The organism is Candidatus Spongiihabitans sp. (genome assembly GCF_965237845.1).
Lineage (GTDB): Bacteria > Pseudomonadota > Gammaproteobacteria > Arenicellales > Poriferihabitantaceae > Spongiihabitans.
Genome location: NZ_OZ250154.1, coordinates 1,954,393 through 1,969,983, shown reverse-complemented (window position 1 = coordinate 1,969,983; position 15,591 = coordinate 1,954,393). Strand labels below are relative to the sequence as shown.

The window sequence follows — 15,591 nt, the reverse complement described above, 5'->3', positions numbered from 1 at the left end:
GGAATCTCATGCCATTTTATTCGCCAAAGGGTATCACTGCGTCCAGGTTTGTTTAGTCATGCCGGACTTGATTCAGTATCCGCAATGACGAGTCAACTTCTAAAGTTTTAAATCTTCCCTTCATTCTGGTTCCTTGCGGATCGTAAGCGTGTTTACAGGTAATGCTCCCTGGCGACAATCGCCCAGCGATGTCTACCTCAACCTTGGTTCCTTCAAGGTCGGTCGCGCTTCCGCGATCAACCATAGCCAATGCAACCGCCGTACCTATACGGTAACCGTAGGTGGCAGAAGTCGTTTTCCCAATAATTTCTCCATCGCAATAAACTGGTTCATTGCCGAGCGGCAACGCATCGGTTTCCCGCATCAAAATGCTTACCACCGTCGATTGCTGTGGTTTATCGCGCAACGCCAACAGGGCATCGCGTCCCATGAAATCGCTTTGCCAGTCTATGGCGAAACCCAGCCCGGCCTGAAGCGGATTGATGTCGGTGTCGAGATCATGCCCGTAGACAAGGAATCGTTTCTCGATGCGCATCGAGGTTTGTGCAAATATGCCGGCAGGCTCTGCACCGGCTTTATTGAGCGCATCAAATACGGCCTCCGCATCCGTAGCCGCACAGGTGATTTCCCAACCCGGTTCCCCAACATAAGATAGGCGCGCGCCGCGCACGGCTACCCCGGAAATTTCGCTGGCTGTATGATGGAAATAGGCAAGCGAGTTTAACTCTACCGCGCCAATACTTTGAGCGATCAATGGGGCAGCTGGCCCCATCAGGCCGATTACCGCATATTGATCGGTCTCATCGACGATCCTCACTTTTTCATCATTCTTCAATTGGCATTTTAACCAGGCGATATCCCGCCGAATTGCGGCGGTGCCCACGTATAAACGATATTCCTCAGGCTCCAGGCGCAAAGCCGTCAGGTCGCTTTCAAAACTACCACGCTGATTGAGCATGGCGGTATAAATTGCCTGCCCGGGTGGCCTGGTCATGTTGTTGGCGCACACCCGATTTAAAAACCTTTCCGCATCCGCTCCCTTTACATTGATCTTGCCAAAAGTCGATTGGTCAAACAGGGCCGCATTCTTATGCGCGATTTTTACTTCCTTGCCAACCTGCTCAAACCAATCTGGTCGATTGAATGTTAGCATCGGCTCCGCTGACTTGGCAAAATAAAGTGGTCGCTTCCAGCCGTAAAATTGTCCAAAGTGAGCATTGGCATTTTGCCATTTCTGGTGCAGTGGGGTGGTCCTCATATTGCGCGTGGTCAACCACTGACTCTCAGGATAGACAATGGCATAATGCTCACCCAGAACTTCGGGCACGCGCTCCGCCAATGCCGTAGCGGAATTAATGCATTCGGGAAAACGTTTGGGATCAGCTTCGTGCAAATCAGTGGGGGGGTATGACCGTGGACAATACAATGTGCCAACGCCATACCCGCGCCGCCGCTAATGGCGATGCCCACGAAATTCATGCCACAACCTAAAAACAGCCCGGTAGTTTCAGCGGATTCGCCAAGCAGAAATGAGCTATCGGGGGTAAAACTCTCCGCGCCGTTGAGTAGAATTTTAACCTCTGCAGTTTCGAGACAAGGCAATCTATGCAACGCATTCGTCATCATCGGCTCGAAGTGCCCCCAGTCTTCCTGAAGCAACTGGAAGGGCGTGTTCTCTCCCACTATCTCCGGTGCTATAGGCTTGCCTACGGGCTCAAAACAACCGATAAGCAATCCACCGGAATCATCGCGAATATAAAGGTGGCCATCATGATCGGAAAGCGTCGGCAGATTCACGTGGATGCCTTCAACGGGTTTGGTCAACAAGTAAAAATGCTCGCCAGGCCACAGTGGCGCTTCAACCCCCGCCATGGCGGCATTTTCCCGGCTCCAAAGACCTATGGCATCACAACGAATTGCGCCTTGATTGGTTTCTAATCCAACGACTCCGCCGTTTTCGGTATAAATCGCGATTACGCCGGTATCTTCAAGTATGTTTGCGCCCAGCACTCTGGGTCCTTTAACCAGTGCCGAACACAAATCCGATGGACTCACCCTGCCATCATCGAGGAACCATACAGCGCTAATCACGTCTCGCGCATTCATCAAAGGCCAGCGTTGTTTAGCCGCTCCCACCGAAACTGAGCGAGCTCAACACCGAACAGATGGGCCAGCGCCTCTTGTTGCTTGATATGGATAAGCCGTTCAGGATTTGTTGCAATGGACAGAGATCCTTTGTTAATCCAGCCAGTGGACTGCCCGGTTTCTTTCTCCAGGATTTTATACAAATCAATGGAATAGCGAATCAGATCGGTCAGGTTACGGGAGGTTCTAAGAGCGCGCACCTGAGCGGCGGAATGCCATTATGGTCCCGGATGTCAGTTTGTTGCGTTCCAGCAGAACAGCATCGCCCACTCCTGCCTTGGCAAGGTGGTAGAGGGTGGAGCATCCCATGACACCGCCTCCTATGACGATCACCGAAGCATGTGCCGGGAGGCGATTTTTTTCGAGCATGAATAGCTGTCAGTAAAAGAGTTGGAGCAGACTTTGTTCGTTATAGATTCGGCCAAAGATGAAGCTTCGCAGTTCAATATAGACGACGATTATTTAAAAAAGCCGGGTCGCTAATCCACTGCGGTTATTATTTACTTTACAACATGAATCCAGTAATTGAGAGCATACCGCAGGTAATCTGGCTCAAAGAATCTGACTCAGAAACTCTTTTGTACGAGGATCGGTGGCCTGGGTGAAAAATGTTGCAGGTGGTCCATGTTCTACGATGACACCGCGGTCGGTGAAATAAATATGGTCTGCAATTTCTCTGGCAAAGCCCATTTCGTGGGTTACCAATATACATGTCATTCCGGACTGTGCCAGGTCTTTGATCGCCAGCAATACTTCCTTGACGGTTTCAGGATCTAACGCTGCGGTGACTTCGTCAAACAACATCACATCTGGATTCATCGCCAAAGATCGGGCTATCGCCACTCTTTGCTGTTGGCCGCCAGATAATTCGCCCGGGTAGCTGTCTTCCTTTCCCTGTAAATTGACCCGGTTCATCAGTTTCCTGGCGCGTTTTTCGACCTCACTCACAGGTTGTTTAAGCACTTTAATTGGTGCCATCATGACGTTCTGCAATGCCGTCTTATGCGGAAACAAATTGTATTGCTGAAAAACCATACCGACCTTTTTTCTTAACGCCAGTTTGTCAAGGTTGGGTGAGTTGACTTCGATGCCTTCCACTGTAATAGAACCCGAGTCGATTGAGTTCAATGCGTTGATGCAACGGATGAGCGTTGATTTCCCGGATCCTGATGGTCCAATGATGCATATCACTTCCCTTTTTTTGACATCTAACGATACCCCTTTCAACACTTCCAGTTGACCGAACGATTTATGTACCTGCTGTATGGAAACGATCGGTTTGTCACTGTTGCGGTTTGTGTCATTCATTGGCTGGCTCTCAATATCTGTGATTCAATATTTATAATGCAAACGAATTCACGATAAATTAAATTTTACAGTTTCACGGAAAATCGTTTTTCTAAGGCGATGGTGTATCTTGCGATCGGATAGGAGTAGGCAAAGAAAATAATCAGCGCAAATCCATAAAAGGGGACTAACAATTCGGGGCGGTTGTTTTCGGATTCCATTGCTTGACGAGACAGCGTGATTAACTCTTCTACGCCTAGCAGTGAAACTAATGGTGTAGCCATGGTTAAGATGGCATACCAGTTCATCCATGGTGGAATCATTCGTTTGAAACACTGTGGTAAAATCACCATCCTGATAGTCTGGATGCGACTATATGCCAATGACTCGGCCGCTTCCCACTGTCCAATCGGAACAGACTGAATACCACCCCGAACGATTTCCGAAATATTGGCCATAATCGGCAATGAAAGACCCATTACCGCCTTGACCCAATCCGGGATGGGAATGAGGGTATCGCCAATACGAATCTCGAACGGGAAAGAAAGCATCACAATAAACAGCAACACCAGCCACGGAGAATTTCTGAATAGCTGAGTAATAAACCAGGAGAGCTTTAATAGCCATGGCTTCGGTGAAACCTGGCACAGCCCCAACAAAACGCCTAAAATTGTTCCGAACAACATCGTCAGCACGCTGATGATGATATTAAACAAGAACCCACTGGTCAGCAGGAAGGGCAGCCACCGCCAAAGCGCGGATATCGCATCCATTTGTGTATAATTGCTTTGTGCCAACGAAAGCATTGGCCATATCAACGCGCCACCAAAAACTAAAAATGGAAGCCACGACGGCATCGCTCCCAGCCAGCGAGAAAACAGCAGGTCGCCAGCCATCCCCGAGCCGATTGCATTGAACGGCTTTAATACGGGTAAATCGGTTTGCGCCAGTTCTGTTTGCAGTCCCTGGTTTACCCCGCTGATAGACCTGAAAAATGCCATTAGCTGCCATACCCCGGGATACGCATTTGATGCTCCCAGCGATTCATTCCAAACACCAGCACGCCGACCAGAATAATATACGTAAAAAACAACACTGCCATCGCCGCATTCTGCGCGGTCGAGTAATCATTGTATATGCTCACCATCTGATAAAGCAATTCCGGGACCGCAATGGCCAGTGCCTGGGTGGTTGTTTTCACCAAATTCACCAGATTGTTGTTTAATGCGGGCAGACTAACCCGAAATGCCAGGGGAAAGGTGATATAGATAAATGTTTGAAAATGACTCATCCCAAGGGCTTCGGCAGCCTCCTGAGTCGATAGCGGAACCGCTTCAATACCGGAACGGAATATTTCTACATTGAAGGCGCCGGCAAAAAACGACATCGAAATAATGGCCCAGCCGACGTTAGAAATAATTGGAACTTCCAACCAACCGTCCGGTGAATAGGTCGGGGTAAATTGCCCCAGAGCAAAATAAAAAAACAGCAGTTGCACCAATGGCGGCGTGTTGCGAAAAAACTGTATATATCCCTGCACAAGATGACGAACAGTCTTATGCGGCGATCGTTGAAACCAGGCCCCAGCAAGTCCAATCACGACGCTAGAAATGACACAAATAACGGCTAATTTGAGCGTTACCCATAAACCGGTAATCAACCGATTAAACTGTAGCGGCTCGTAAAAGAAAATAAAATTCCATTTCGGATAGATGTCTGCCAGATCACGAAAAAAGAACTGGATGGTTTCTATCATTGAGAGGCCAGCGTTTGGTCAGACACGCAGTGACCGATTGGGTTACCCGTAATCGGCGCCGCTTTGTTTTAACAGCTACTAACTACTCTTGAATCCAGTCCGCAAAACGCGCCTGTTGGTTGCCAAGATAAGCGGTTTCCTGAATTCCCCACTTTTTCTCAAGCTCAATCAGCTTGCCGGACTGATGCCAGTTAAATGTCATACCAGACATGAACTGTCCAAAAATGCAGTCCTTTTCGGCTAACGGTACCGCTAATCCCCAGGGATTGTCGTCTTCAGTTGGCATGGGCATTTCGAAGTCGTCCCATTCGCCCGACGAAAGATCAGCCACAATGGATGAATCATCGTAAACAAAGCCGATACATTTTTTGTCTCTTAATGCCTGTTTGGCTTCAGCATTACCGGTGAAAGCGATCACTTTTGCGCCATAACGATCGGAGGCGTTTTTGTTATAAAAAGCGCCCTGTTTGCCGCACACCGGCTTGCCGCGCAGGTCCTCCCAATTCTTCAACCCCAGTGCCTTGGGCGCCAGCAGGTTTGTGCCGGAAGTGTAATAGTTAGGTTGCGTGATGCCCACAATTTTGCGTCGGTCCGGGCGATCAGACATGGTGGCAATCATTAAATCGATCTTGCCTTGCTCTAAAAATTGCATTCGGTTTGAGGACTGCACCGTCACAACCTCGACATCCACGCCCATGGTTTCGGCGACTTCATTAGCCATGTCAATTTCCATTCCAACTAATTCGCCATCTGAATTGCGGTATCCCCACGGCTTGTAGTCCGCTTTTACGCCGACTATGAGCTTTCCACGACTCATCACCTTGTTCCATGTTTCGTTGGTGCATTGCGCCGAGTAGGCGGATGCGGCTGAAAGCATAAGAACGGCGGTCAAAAGTGTTACCACATAATTTTTTAAATTCATATCACGTTTCCTCATCTTTATTGTGTTGGTCTGCAAATCTGGTGTTAATTGTGAACCCAGGAAAAAGCGCATTGTTTATTGCCAAATGCCAGTCAAATTCCTGCCAAATGTCAGTGGTAAATGCCAAGGGTAAAAACTATAATATTACATCTGCAGTTTTATGTATGAGAAATATATCACATGTTACCCTCAGTGTTTTGCGCTGGGTGCAGGCACATTAAAATCCTGGCGCTGGATGGCGCCTGCGCCAATGCCATATCAATGACGATATGCTTTACCTCAGGTTCTGCTACACAGGCAGGAACAGAACTGACAGGAATCCTGATGCAACAACATCATTTAACCAGCAATGATATTGAAAGCGTCATTATTTGATACGCGGCGGTGGAGATGGGTCTTAACCGTTCTACTAGGTGAGTATTTAGTTTTGATGTTCATTTTGGATAGAGTATTAACTGGGTGCAACGAAATTCCGCAATGACTTTGTCGGTGTTTCCGTCGAATACGGTGGCGTCCCACACTTGGGTGGTCTTGCCTCGATGTATGCAAGTTGCGGTGCATCGTATTTTCTCGCTTCGGGCTGTTCCAATGAAATTGCACTTCAGCTCTAGGGTGGTAAAGCTGGTTGCGCCTTCCGGAAGATTGGAAAAACAGCCATATCCTGCTGCCGTATCCGCCAAAGTGACTATGCTGCCGCCATGAACAAAACCATTGAAATTCATCAGGTTATCGGTAATTTCCATTTCCAGCACTGATTTTTCGCTATTCAGTTCGAGCGACCGAATACCCAGTGAACCGGGCAAACAATGTCGGTCTGCGCGGTTAAAAAATGCTGAATCACGATTATGATTACGGGTCATGATTTCCCCTCCCCAATTTGCCATCGGTCAATTTTCCTGTGCAAGTCTCTGATTGAATCAACTATCAGAGTAGGTTGATACTCCCAAGGATCAAACACGACTGCGTTTGAACGCTGAACCCAGACCGCTTTCATGCCGGCGGCAACCGCGCCAATCACGTCGAATCCATTGCTCGATATCAGCCAGGTATTTTCAAGTTGCGCTTTGGCAGTCCTGACAAAGTGGCGGTACACCGCAGGGTCAGGCTTAAACGTGCCCACCTCATCGACACTGACAACATCGGCAAAATATTCGCGTATCCCGGCGTTGGATAATACCGTATGCACGGCTTCGGCCTGACCGTTGGAAAAAGCATAGAGATTGAGCCCGGCATCTTTGGCGGCGGTCAACCCGGCAATCACGTCACCGAATGCAGGTAGCGTCGAGTACGCGCTGCTCAAAGTTTGCTTTTGTTGATCACTAAAGTTGTGATTGAGAAAGGCCGCAGTGTAGTCCAGCGCTTCCCGGGTGCAAACGCCAAAATTTTGATACTGCTTCATCAATCCGCGTCGAAAGGTATATTCAAGTTGTTTCTCGCGCCAAATCTGTGAGAAACGCGCGGCCTCAGCGGTCTCAGCGCCGATTATTTTTTCAAGTTCGCCGATGATGCCGTGGGTGTCGATCAAGGTGCCGTAAACGTCAAAACCAAGGGTAATGCTCATAGATAAGGCTCAAAAATCAATCTCCACTTATAAAAATTTTGCAGCTGACCATAATAACACCGAGTTGATGTTATCTGAGCCAGTGCCTATTGCAGTATTGAGTGTTTTTTAATCTGTCGCCATCGCCAGATTTACCCGGGACCTAACCGGCCGACCCAGCTGCGCGCAAATATAACGACCGGTATCGATCAGTTTATCCAGATTCACGCCGTGGGCGATGCCTAATCCATTGAGCAGATGCACCACATCCTCGCTAGCGACATTGCCGCTGGCGCCATGAGCATAAGGACAGCCGCCGAGACCGGCCACGGAACTATCGATAACGCTGACCCCCAGTTGCAGCGCAGCATAGATATTCGTCAGGGCCTGCCCATAGGTGTCGTGAAAATGAACCGCCAACCGATTTATTTCGAGGTCATTTGCCAGCGATTCGATCAGGCGCTGGGTCATTAGTGGCGACCCTGCGCCAATGGTGTCGCCCAGGGATATTTCATAACAACCCAGGTCAACGAGCTGGCGCACAACATTGGCCACCGCAGTAATTTCAATGGTGCCTTCATAGGGGCAGCCCATGACACAAGAAACGTAGCCGCGGACTTTTAATCCTTGCCGATGCGCTTGTGCAACTACCGGCATAAAACGCCGGATGCTTTCGGCGATGGAGCAGTTGATATTCTTTTGGCTGAACGTTTCCGACGCGGCGGCGAATATTGCGATCTCCTTTGCGCCGGCGGCCAGCGCTTTTTCCAATCCGCTCTGGTTGGGCACTAACACGGGAAAGTGTATATCGCCGTCCAGCGGCAACTCGGCAAGCACGGCGTCGGTGCCGGCCATTTGCGGCAGCCGCTGTGGATGCACAAAACTGCCGGCTTCAATGTGGGTGAGTCCGCAATCCATGAGCCGCCGTATCAATTCAACCCGCAGATCTTTTGATAGCGTGGTTGATTCATTTTGTAATCCGTCCCGGGGACCGACTTCAACCAGACGAACCTGGCTCGGCATGGTCATTATTCGATCACCAATAACGCGTCGCCGTCCTTTACCTGATCGCCGACAGCGTAGTTCAGTTGTTTAACCACGCCGTCTTTCGGGGCGGTTATCTGATGTTCCATTTTCATGGCTTCGACGATCAGTAGAGGGGTGCCGCTGCTGACTTTTTCGCCGACTTCGACGGCTACGGCAATAATCAATCCGGGCATCGGCGCGCGCACTGCTCCGCTGTGCTGAGCACTCGCTTGTTCCTGAAAACGACGATCGACAAGTTTTAAATGGTGGTTGCGGCCCTGATAATGCAGCATGATCTGGTCGCCGGATTTTGCAACCACGCCGCTAACCGCATGTCTAACATGGGGCCCATTCATTTTCAGTTGAATATGATTGGCGCTGGACATTTGGTATTGGGCGGCGTAAACACCGCCGGGCAAATTAAGCCTCAAATTAACCGCCGACAAATCAAGATCCGGGTGTTCACGGTTGAACTCAGTGCCTGCAAATTCAATGCCTGCCACGAAATGAGCGTCCTCGTGGTCGCCTTGGTGATTGCCTTGGTGACCGCCTTGATGATCGTCCTGGTAATCAAAGTGCAGCGATAATGTTCGAGTCAGGTTGTTTTGCCAGCCATCGGCAAGACTCCAGGGCGACCATCGGTCAGACTGTTGCCGTTGCTCATTGACTTGGCGAGCGGCTATTTGCCGGTCGTGATTGATCTTGAGTTCATAACAACAGGCTAAAGCAAGCACCGGGTCGAAGTCGATAACAGCCCTTTCAATTAACTCACGATAGTGTTTCTCCACAAACCGGGTTTCGGTCGCGCCATTTTGGAATAAACGGTGATTGATTAATTTGTCTAAAAACGAAATGTTGTGATGCACGCCGAGAATTTGATAGTCGGCAAGCGCCAGAGTTATTTTATGCAGCGCCTCCTGCCGCGACTTGCCGCAAACGATTAGTTTAGAGATTATTGGATCGTAATGGTGGCCGATAACATCGCCGGCTTTAATTCCCGTGTCAACTCGAATGCCCGTTTGATCGCCGACTCGATCATCGGCCCGATCATCAGGATGATGAATAAAGTGCACTGTGCCGGTTGCCGGCAGAAACTGTTGTGCGGGATTTTCAGCGTAGATACGTGCTTCAATGGCATGGCCGGATAACGACAACTGTGATTGCGAGCAAGGCAGGGATTCGCCGCTGGCAACTCGAATTTGCCATTCCACCAAGTCTTGGCCGGTGACCATTTCGGTAACCGGATGTTCGACCTGCAGTCGAGTGTTCATTTCCATGAAATAGAACGCATTGTCGGGCGCCAACAAAAATTCCACCGTGCCGGCCCCCATATAGTCGACCGCCCGCGCACATTCCACCGCCGCACGGGTCATCTGCCCGCGCAAATCATCGGTCATCCCGACCGCCGGTGATTCTTCGATTATCTTTTGGTGGCGGCGTTGCATGGAGCAATCGCGCTCGTACAGATGGACGATATTGCCGTGCTGATCCGCAAAAACCTGGACTTCAATATGCCGCGCCACGGGCAAGAATTTTTCAAGCATGACCCGATCATCGGCGAAAGCGGAGCGGCTTTCGCGTCTGACTGCTGCCAGTGCGGGCAATAAATCGGCCCTTGCTTCGACCATCCGCAAGCCCTTGCCGCCGCCGCCGGCCACCGCTTTTATTAACAACGGATAGCCGATTTCATTCGCTCGCTGCTGTAAATATTCATCGTCCTGCTGTTCATCATCGTATCCCGGCAATACTGGAACATTTGCGGATGCCACGGCGCGTCTCGCTGCACTCTTGGCGCCCATGATGCGGATTGAAGCTGGAGAGGGACCTATGAAGGTGATGCCGGCCTGGTTGCACTGTTCGGCAAAATCGGCATTTTCAGAAAGAAAACCGTATCCGGGATGGATCATTTGCGCGCCGCATTGCTTTGCGGCAAGTAATATTTTATCGCTATCCAGATAGCTTTCACCGGCGGTAACGCCGCCCAGGGCAACAGATTCGTCGCATTGTTTAACATGCAGCGCAGCGCAGTCGACATCGGAATAAACGGCCACGCTACCGAGCCCCATTCGCTTTGCGGTGCGCGCAACCCGACAGGCAATTTCTGCGCGGTTGGCGATCAGCAATTTAGGGGGGAATTTAGCTGGCATCCTTACATCCTGAACACGCCGAAACGGGTTTCGGGAATGGGTGCGTTCAGCGAGGCCGATAAGCCCAACGCCAACACCTTGCGCGTATCCACCGGGTCAATGATGCCATCATCCCATAGTCGTGCGCTCGCATAGTAGGGATGTCCCTGAGTTTCATATTGATGATGGATGGGTTGTTTAAATGCATCCAACTGTCGCTGGCTCCAGCTTTCTCCGCTCGCCGTTATGGCATCTAGTTTCACTTGCGCCAGGACATTCGCGGCCTGTTCCCCGCCCATAACCGAAATTCGGGTATTCGGCCAGGTCCACAGGAAGCGACCGCCAAAGGCGCGGCCGCACATGGCGTAGTTGCCAGCGCCAAAACTGCCGCCAATGATGACTGTCAGCTTAGGAACTTTTGCATTGGCCACGGCTAAAACCATCTTCGCTCCGTTTTTAGCGATGCCGCCGGCTTCGTATTTTTCGCCGACCATGAATCCGGTGATGTTTTGCAAAAATACCAACGGGATGCGCCGTTGGGCGCACAGTTCAATAAAGTGGGTGCCTTTTAGCGCGGATTCGGAAAACAGAATGCCGTTGTTGGCAACCAAGCCCACTGGATAGCCATGAATATGCGCGAATCCACAAACCAGAGTGGCGCCATAATTCTCCTTGAACTCATCAAGTACGCTGTTATCGACAATCCGCGCAATGACTTCTCGAATATCGAATGACTTATGCCGGTCTTCGGGAATGATGCCGTACAGTTGTTTCGGTGGGTAACCGGGCTCAACAGGCTCCCGGCAGTCGAGGTCAATGACTTTTTTTCTATTCAAATTTCCAACGATATTTCGCGCCAGCCCTAGCGCATGATAATCATCGTTGGCGATATAATCCACCACCCCGGAGGTTTTCGCATGAACTTCCGCGCCGCCTAAATCTTGTGCGCTGACCACTTCTCCGGTAGCCGCTTTGACCAGTGGCGGTCCGGCCAGGAAAATGGTGCCTTGGCCACGAACGATAATGCTTTCGTCGCACATCGCCGGAACATATGCGCCACCGGCAGTGCAACTGCCCATGGTCACCGCGATTTGGGGTATGCCGGCGGCGGACAAGTTCGCCTGGTTATAAAAAATTCGCCCGAAGTGTTGCTGGTCTGGAAATACTTCGTCCTGGAGCGGCAGGAAAGCGCCGCCGGAGTCAACCAGATAAATGCAGGGCAAGCAATTTTCCAACGCAATCTCCTGGGCGCGTAAATGTTTCTTAACCGTAATCGGATAATAGGCGCCGCCCTTAACGGTAGCATCGTTGGCAACAATGACACATTCGATGCCATTGATTCGACCAATACCGGTGATAATCCCGCCCGCCGAAACACCCCCGCCATACATACCCCACCCAGCGAATTGGGAAAATTCAAGAAACGGAGAAGCGCTATCAAGCAGCTGATTAATGCGCTCTCTTGCCAGCAGTTTGCCGCGGCTTAAATGCTTGTTGCGGGCATTTTCATTGCCGCCTTGGGCGATGGTTTGCACGTTGGCGGAAAGGTCGTCGACCAAGGATTGCATCGCTTGGGTATTGTCAGCGAATTCCCTGGACCGAGTATCCAGTTGGGTTTTGATGTTTGTCATGCCTAAGCGGAATGGCGTTGAGCGGAATCGGGTTGCAGCGGGAAAGATTTAAACCAACTCAACCGCCATGGCAGTGGCTTCGCCGCCGCCAATGCACAGGGCCGCCATGCCACGCTTGAAATCATTGAGTCGCAAAGCCGAAATCAATGTTACCAAAATGCGCGCGCCGGAAGCGCCAATAGGATGACCCAACGCGCAAGCGCCGCCATGAATGTTCATCTTTTCGCGCGGGATTTTTAATTCACGCATCGCGGCCATAGTCACCACGGCAAAGGCTTCATTAACTTCAAACAAATCGACTTCGGCGACTTTCCAGTTTAGCGTGTGCAGCAAATTATCCAGGGCCGCGACTGGCGCGGTTGTGAACCATCGGGGCTCGCCAGCATAAGTGGCGTGCCCTGAAATTTTGGCTATGGGGGTTAAATCCCGTTGTTCGGCGCTGGATTGGCGCATCAGCACCAGCGCGGCGGCGCCGTCGGAAATTGAGCTGGCATTGGCCGCGGTCACCGTGCCGCCTTTTTTGAACGCCGGTCTAAGATGGGGAATTTTATCGATTTGCGCCTTGAAAGGCGGTTGGTCGCGCTCGACCACAGTGTCGCCCGATTCTATTGTTGTGCGTGATGAACCTTGACGTGAGGGCACGGCGACCGGCGTTACTTCGGCGTCAAAGTGTCCCGCAGTGCTGGCATTTTGTGCGCGCTGCAACGAGCTAATCGTGAATTCGTCTTGTTGTTCACGGGTGAATTTATATTTGCGCGCGCATAATTCCGCGAAAGCGCCCATCAACGCGCCTTTTTCATAAGCGTCTTCAAGGCCATCCAGAAATAAATGATCGACCACGCTGCCATGCCCCATTCTGTGGCCAGAACGCGCATCGGGCAGCAGGTAGGGCGCATTGGTCATGCTTTCCATTCCTCCGGCCAGCATAATTTCGTTGCTGCCCGCGATAATCAAGTCATGCGCCAGCATGACAGCTTTCATGCCGGAGCCGCACATTTTGTTTATGGTGGTGCAATTAATCGAAAGCGGCAGGCCCGCGCCAAGCACTGCCTGCCTGGCCGGCGCCTGCCCTTGGCCCGCGGACAATACATTGCCGATAATCGCTTCACCGATGTCATTGCCATCAATCCCGGCCCGTTACACGGCCGCTTTTATGGCTTGGGCGCCAAGAGCCGATGCGCTGAGCGGCGAGAAACAGCCCTGGAAACTGCCCGTGGGCGTGCGCGCGATGGAAACGATGACGACCGGGTCTTGCATTATCTTTTTACGAAATTGAATTGCGGAATTGAATGGTTGTGTCAGAGGGTTTCGCGGAACAATTCCCGACCGATGAGCATACGCCGAATTTCCGAAGTGCCTGCGCCAATTTCATATAATTTCGCATCGCGCAGCAACCGGCCGGCCGGGTAGTCGTTAATATAACCATTGCCGCCCAATGTTTGTATCGTCTCGAGGGCCATCCATGTGGCTTTTTCCGCGCTATACAGAATTGCGCCAGCCGCATCCTTGCGCGTTGTTTCGCCGTGATCACAGGCGCGTCCCACGGCATAAACGTAGGCGCAACAGGCGTTCATAGCACTATACATATCCGCAAGTTTTCCTTGCATCAGTTGAAATTCCCCGATAGCCCGACCAAATTGTTTGCGTTGGTGAATATACGGCAGCACAATATCCATGCAGGCGCGCATAATGCCCAACGGGCCGCCGGCAAGCACCGCGCGCTCGTAGTCGAGGCCGCTCATCAATACCCCAAGGCCAGCATTTTCCTGCCCCAAAATATTCTCCCTCGGCACCGCCACATTATCGAAAACCAATTCGCCGGTATTGGAGCCGCGCATGCCCAGTTTATCCAGCTTCGGCGCGGCTTTTATGCCAAATTCACGCTCAACGATAAAGGCGGTTATGCCTTTATGCCCGGCAGCCGGTTCGGTTTTTGCATAAACCACCACCACGTTGGCATCGGGCGCGTTTGTGATCCACATTTTGGTGCCGTTCAATAGAAAATGATCGCCGTTAATTTCCGCTTTCAGACGCATGCTGACCACATCGGACCCGGAATTGGGCTCGGACATGGCCAGCGCCCCGACATGCTCGCCGCTAACCAGTTTGGGAAGATATTTTTTCTTTTGCGCCGGGTTGCCGTTACGCTGAATTTGATTGATGCACAAATTTGAATGAGCGCCATAACTCAAACCCACTGATGCGGACGCGCGACTGATCTCCTGCATGGCGATTATATGAGCAAGATAACCCATGTCGCTGCCGCCGTATTCCACGGATGCGGTAATTCCCAGCAACCCCAAATCTCCAAGTTTGCGCCACAAGGGCGCGGGGAACTCGTTTGTTTTGTCAATTTCAGCGGCCAGGGGCGCGATTTCCTGTTGGGCGAATGTAGAAACCGTATCAACTAACAGGTCGATTTCCTGGCCCAGATGAAAATTTAAGGCGGGCAGGTTCATATAGCCTAAAGAGGTCTTAAGTAAAAAATCAAGATAAATTACTTGACGTTTACGTAAACGTCAAGTATAATCCCTGAAATTCACGGCAACTCACGAATTTAACGGTATAATTAGAGTTATGTTCAGTCGTTTATATCGGCTCGTCTAGGTCCAGTCAATGCGTTGATTCGGTAATCCGTTTTCTATTGATACCCATAAATCCAAACACAACAGTAAGCATTATGAATCTTGAACAAGCTCGTGCGTTTCTTGCCAGGGAGTTCCCGCAAAATACCAGCACAGTGGAGGCGATCGGCATCGGTAAATCTACATTGCGACAAGCCATAGGATTCAATCATTTAAGACCCGGCGGAACGGTATCCGGCCCGACATTAATGACCCTTGCGGACTGTGCCGCCTACGTTGCCATCCTTGGCCAACTCGGTGAAGTCGCCCTCGCTGTTACCACCAACTTGAATATTAATTTTTTGCGCAAGCCGGCAGCGGATAAAGATGTCATCGCCGAGTGCACACTTTTGAAAACCGGGAAACGGCTGGTAGTCTGCGAGGTATTGGTTTATTCCGAAGGGTTGGATGATGCGGTTGCCCAGGTTACGGCAACTTACTCGATACCCCCGTAACAGAGGTAAAAATTTTCGTAGTTTCTTGATGACCTAGTAGCGATTGATTTCGTAAGGGAGGGACTGCTGAAAAGGTTAT

Annotated in this window: 16 protein-coding genes and 1 pseudogene; 2 read left to right on the top strand and 15 right to left on the bottom strand. The window is 50.8% G+C overall.

Features of this window, described 5'->3' with window-relative positions; translation table 11 throughout:
- Nucleotides 1-52: 52 nt before the first annotated feature.
- The 8 genes from ACPXXB_RS09405 to ACPXXB_RS09370 form a co-directional block, all read right to left on the bottom strand.
- Nucleotides 53-1,357 (bottom strand): glycine cleavage T C-terminal barrel domain-containing protein, encoded by a 1,305-nt coding sequence (locus tag ACPXXB_RS09405; protein WP_423911093.1) that lies wholly within the window; start codon nucleotides 1,355-1,357, stop codon nucleotides 53-55.
- Entirely contained in the window at nucleotides 1,270-2,106 is an 837-nt protein-coding gene (locus ACPXXB_RS09400) for an NAD(P)/FAD-dependent oxidoreductase (protein ID WP_423906917.1), read from the bottom strand. Before ACPXXB_RS09400 ends, ACPXXB_RS09405 begins: the two co-directional genes overlap by 88 nt.
- The gene (locus ACPXXB_RS09395; RefSeq protein ID WP_423906915.1) at nucleotides 2,106-2,345 is read right to left on the bottom strand and encodes a hypothetical protein; all 240 of its coding nucleotides are present in this window, start codon (nucleotides 2,343-2,345) and stop codon (nucleotides 2,106-2,108) included. Before ACPXXB_RS09395 ends, ACPXXB_RS09400 begins: the two co-directional genes overlap by 1 nt.
- Nucleotides 2,332-2,454, bottom strand: a complete 123-nt coding sequence (locus ACPXXB_RS09390) for a hypothetical protein (protein WP_423911090.1) — start codon at nucleotides 2,452-2,454, stop codon at nucleotides 2,332-2,334. Before ACPXXB_RS09390 ends, ACPXXB_RS09395 begins: the two co-directional genes overlap by 14 nt.
- Nucleotides 2,455-2,697: 243 nt before the next feature.
- Nucleotides 2,698-3,453: an amino acid ABC transporter ATP-binding protein gene (locus tag ACPXXB_RS09385; protein WP_423906914.1), complete on the bottom strand. Its 756-nt coding sequence runs from the start codon at nucleotides 3,451-3,453 to the stop codon at nucleotides 2,698-2,700.
- 65 nt (nucleotides 3,454-3,518) lie between these two features.
- Nucleotides 3,519-4,433: an amino acid ABC transporter permease gene (locus ACPXXB_RS09380; RefSeq protein ID WP_423906912.1), complete on the bottom strand. Its 915-nt coding sequence runs from the start codon at nucleotides 4,431-4,433 to the stop codon at nucleotides 3,519-3,521.
- Nucleotides 4,433-5,188: an amino acid ABC transporter permease gene (locus ACPXXB_RS09375; RefSeq protein WP_423906910.1), complete on the bottom strand. Its 756-nt coding sequence runs from the start codon at nucleotides 5,186-5,188 to the stop codon at nucleotides 4,433-4,435. The genes ACPXXB_RS09380 and ACPXXB_RS09375 overlap by 1 nt, the downstream gene beginning before the upstream one ends.
- A gap of 82 nt (nucleotides 5,189-5,270) precedes the next feature.
- Complete coding sequence (locus tag ACPXXB_RS09370) at nucleotides 5,271-6,110, bottom strand: transporter substrate-binding domain-containing protein (RefSeq protein ID WP_423906908.1); 840 nt, start codon at nucleotides 6,108-6,110, stop codon at nucleotides 5,271-5,273.
- Between the two features lie 180 nt (nucleotides 6,111-6,290).
- On the opposite strand from ACPXXB_RS09370, the gene ACPXXB_RS09365 reads away from it, so the two are divergent.
- A complete protein-coding gene (locus tag ACPXXB_RS09365) occupies nucleotides 6,291-6,485 on the top strand; it encodes a hypothetical protein (protein WP_423906906.1) in 195 nt (64 codons plus the stop codon).
- Nucleotides 6,486-6,544: 59 nt separating this feature from the next.
- Here the strand turns inward: ACPXXB_RS09365 and ACPXXB_RS09360 are convergent, their stop codons facing one another.
- From ACPXXB_RS09360 to ACPXXB_RS09330, 7 genes and pseudogenes are all read right to left on the bottom strand, one after another.
- A complete protein-coding gene (locus ACPXXB_RS09360) occupies nucleotides 6,545-6,970 on the bottom strand; it encodes a PaaI family thioesterase (RefSeq protein WP_423906905.1) in 426 nt (141 codons plus the stop codon).
- A complete protein-coding gene (locus tag ACPXXB_RS09355; protein ID WP_423906903.1) occupies nucleotides 6,967-7,671 on the bottom strand; it encodes a haloacid dehalogenase type II in 705 nt (234 codons plus the stop codon). The genes ACPXXB_RS09360 and ACPXXB_RS09355 overlap by 4 nt, the downstream gene beginning before the upstream one ends.
- Before the next feature lie 108 nt (nucleotides 7,672-7,779).
- Nucleotides 7,780-8,679, bottom strand: coding sequence for a hydroxymethylglutaryl-CoA lyase (locus tag ACPXXB_RS09350; protein WP_423906901.1), 900 nt, complete (start codon nucleotides 8,677-8,679; stop codon nucleotides 7,780-7,782).
- Nucleotides 8,679-10,823: an acetyl/propionyl/methylcrotonyl-CoA carboxylase subunit alpha gene (locus tag ACPXXB_RS09345; RefSeq protein WP_423906899.1), complete on the bottom strand. Its 2,145-nt coding sequence runs from the start codon at nucleotides 10,821-10,823 to the stop codon at nucleotides 8,679-8,681. Before ACPXXB_RS09345 ends, ACPXXB_RS09350 begins: the two co-directional genes overlap by 1 nt.
- Before the next feature lie 2 nt (nucleotides 10,824-10,825).
- Entirely contained in the window at nucleotides 10,826-12,433 is a 1,608-nt protein-coding gene (locus ACPXXB_RS09340; RefSeq protein ID WP_423906897.1) for a carboxyl transferase domain-containing protein, read from the bottom strand.
- Between the two features lie 48 nt (nucleotides 12,434-12,481).
- Nucleotides 12,482-13,690, bottom strand: a pseudogene (locus ACPXXB_RS09335) (acetyl-CoA C-acyltransferase).
- A gap of 41 nt (nucleotides 13,691-13,731) precedes the next feature.
- Entirely contained in the window at nucleotides 13,732-14,892 is a 1,161-nt protein-coding gene (locus ACPXXB_RS09330; protein WP_423906895.1) for an isovaleryl-CoA dehydrogenase, read from the bottom strand.
- A 221-nt stretch (nucleotides 14,893-15,113) separates the two neighbouring features.
- On the opposite strand from ACPXXB_RS09330, the gene ACPXXB_RS09325 reads away from it, so the two are divergent.
- Nucleotides 15,114-15,512, top strand: coding sequence for a PaaI family thioesterase (locus ACPXXB_RS09325; RefSeq protein ID WP_423906894.1), 399 nt, complete (start codon nucleotides 15,114-15,116; stop codon nucleotides 15,510-15,512).
- Nucleotides 15,513-15,591: the final 79 nt, after the last annotated feature.

Coding starts and splice junctions, on each gene's coding strand:
- ACPXXB_RS09370 (WP_423906908.1), bottom strand. CDS start 6,110: ATGAATTTAAAAAATTATGTGGTAACACTTTTGACCGCCGTTCTTATG.
- ACPXXB_RS09400 (WP_423906917.1), bottom strand. CDS start 2,106: ATGAATGCGCGAGACGTGATTAGCGCTGTATGGTTCCTCGATGATGGC.
- ACPXXB_RS09360 (WP_423906905.1), bottom strand. CDS start 6,970: ATGACCCGTAATCATAATCGTGATTCAGCATTTTTTAACCGCGCAGAC.
- ACPXXB_RS09330 (WP_423906895.1), bottom strand. CDS start 14,892: ATGAACCTGCCCGCCTTAAATTTTCATCTGGGCCAGGAAATCGACCTG.
- ACPXXB_RS09385 (WP_423906914.1), bottom strand. CDS start 3,453: ATGAATGACACAAACCGCAACAGTGACAAACCGATCGTTTCCATACAG.
- ACPXXB_RS09345 (WP_423906899.1), bottom strand. CDS start 10,823: ATGCCAGCTAAATTCCCCCCTAAATTGCTGATCGCCAACCGCGCAGAA.
- ACPXXB_RS09325 (WP_423906894.1), top strand. CDS start 15,114: ATGAATCTTGAACAAGCTCGTGCGTTTCTTGCCAGGGAGTTCCCGCAA.
- ACPXXB_RS09380 (WP_423906912.1), bottom strand. CDS start 4,433: ATGGCATTTTTCAGGTCTATCAGCGGGGTAAACCAGGGACTGCAAACA.
- ACPXXB_RS09350 (WP_423906901.1), bottom strand. CDS start 8,679: ATGACCATGCCGAGCCAGGTTCGTCTGGTTGAAGTCGGTCCCCGGGAC.
- ACPXXB_RS09340 (WP_423906897.1), bottom strand. CDS start 12,433: ATGACAAACATCAAAACCCAACTGGATACTCGGTCCAGGGAATTCGCT.
- ACPXXB_RS09365 (WP_423906906.1), top strand. CDS start 6,291: ATGTTACCCTCAGTGTTTTGCGCTGGGTGCAGGCACATTAAAATCCTG.
- ACPXXB_RS09390 (WP_423911090.1), bottom strand. CDS start 2,454: ATGGGATGCTCCACCCTCTACCACCTTGCCAAGGCAGGAGTGGGCGAT.
- ACPXXB_RS09355 (WP_423906903.1), bottom strand. CDS start 7,671: ATGAGCATTACCCTTGGTTTTGACGTTTACGGCACCTTGATCGACACC.
- ACPXXB_RS09375 (WP_423906910.1), bottom strand. CDS start 5,188: ATGATAGAAACCATCCAGTTCTTTTTTCGTGATCTGGCAGACATCTAT.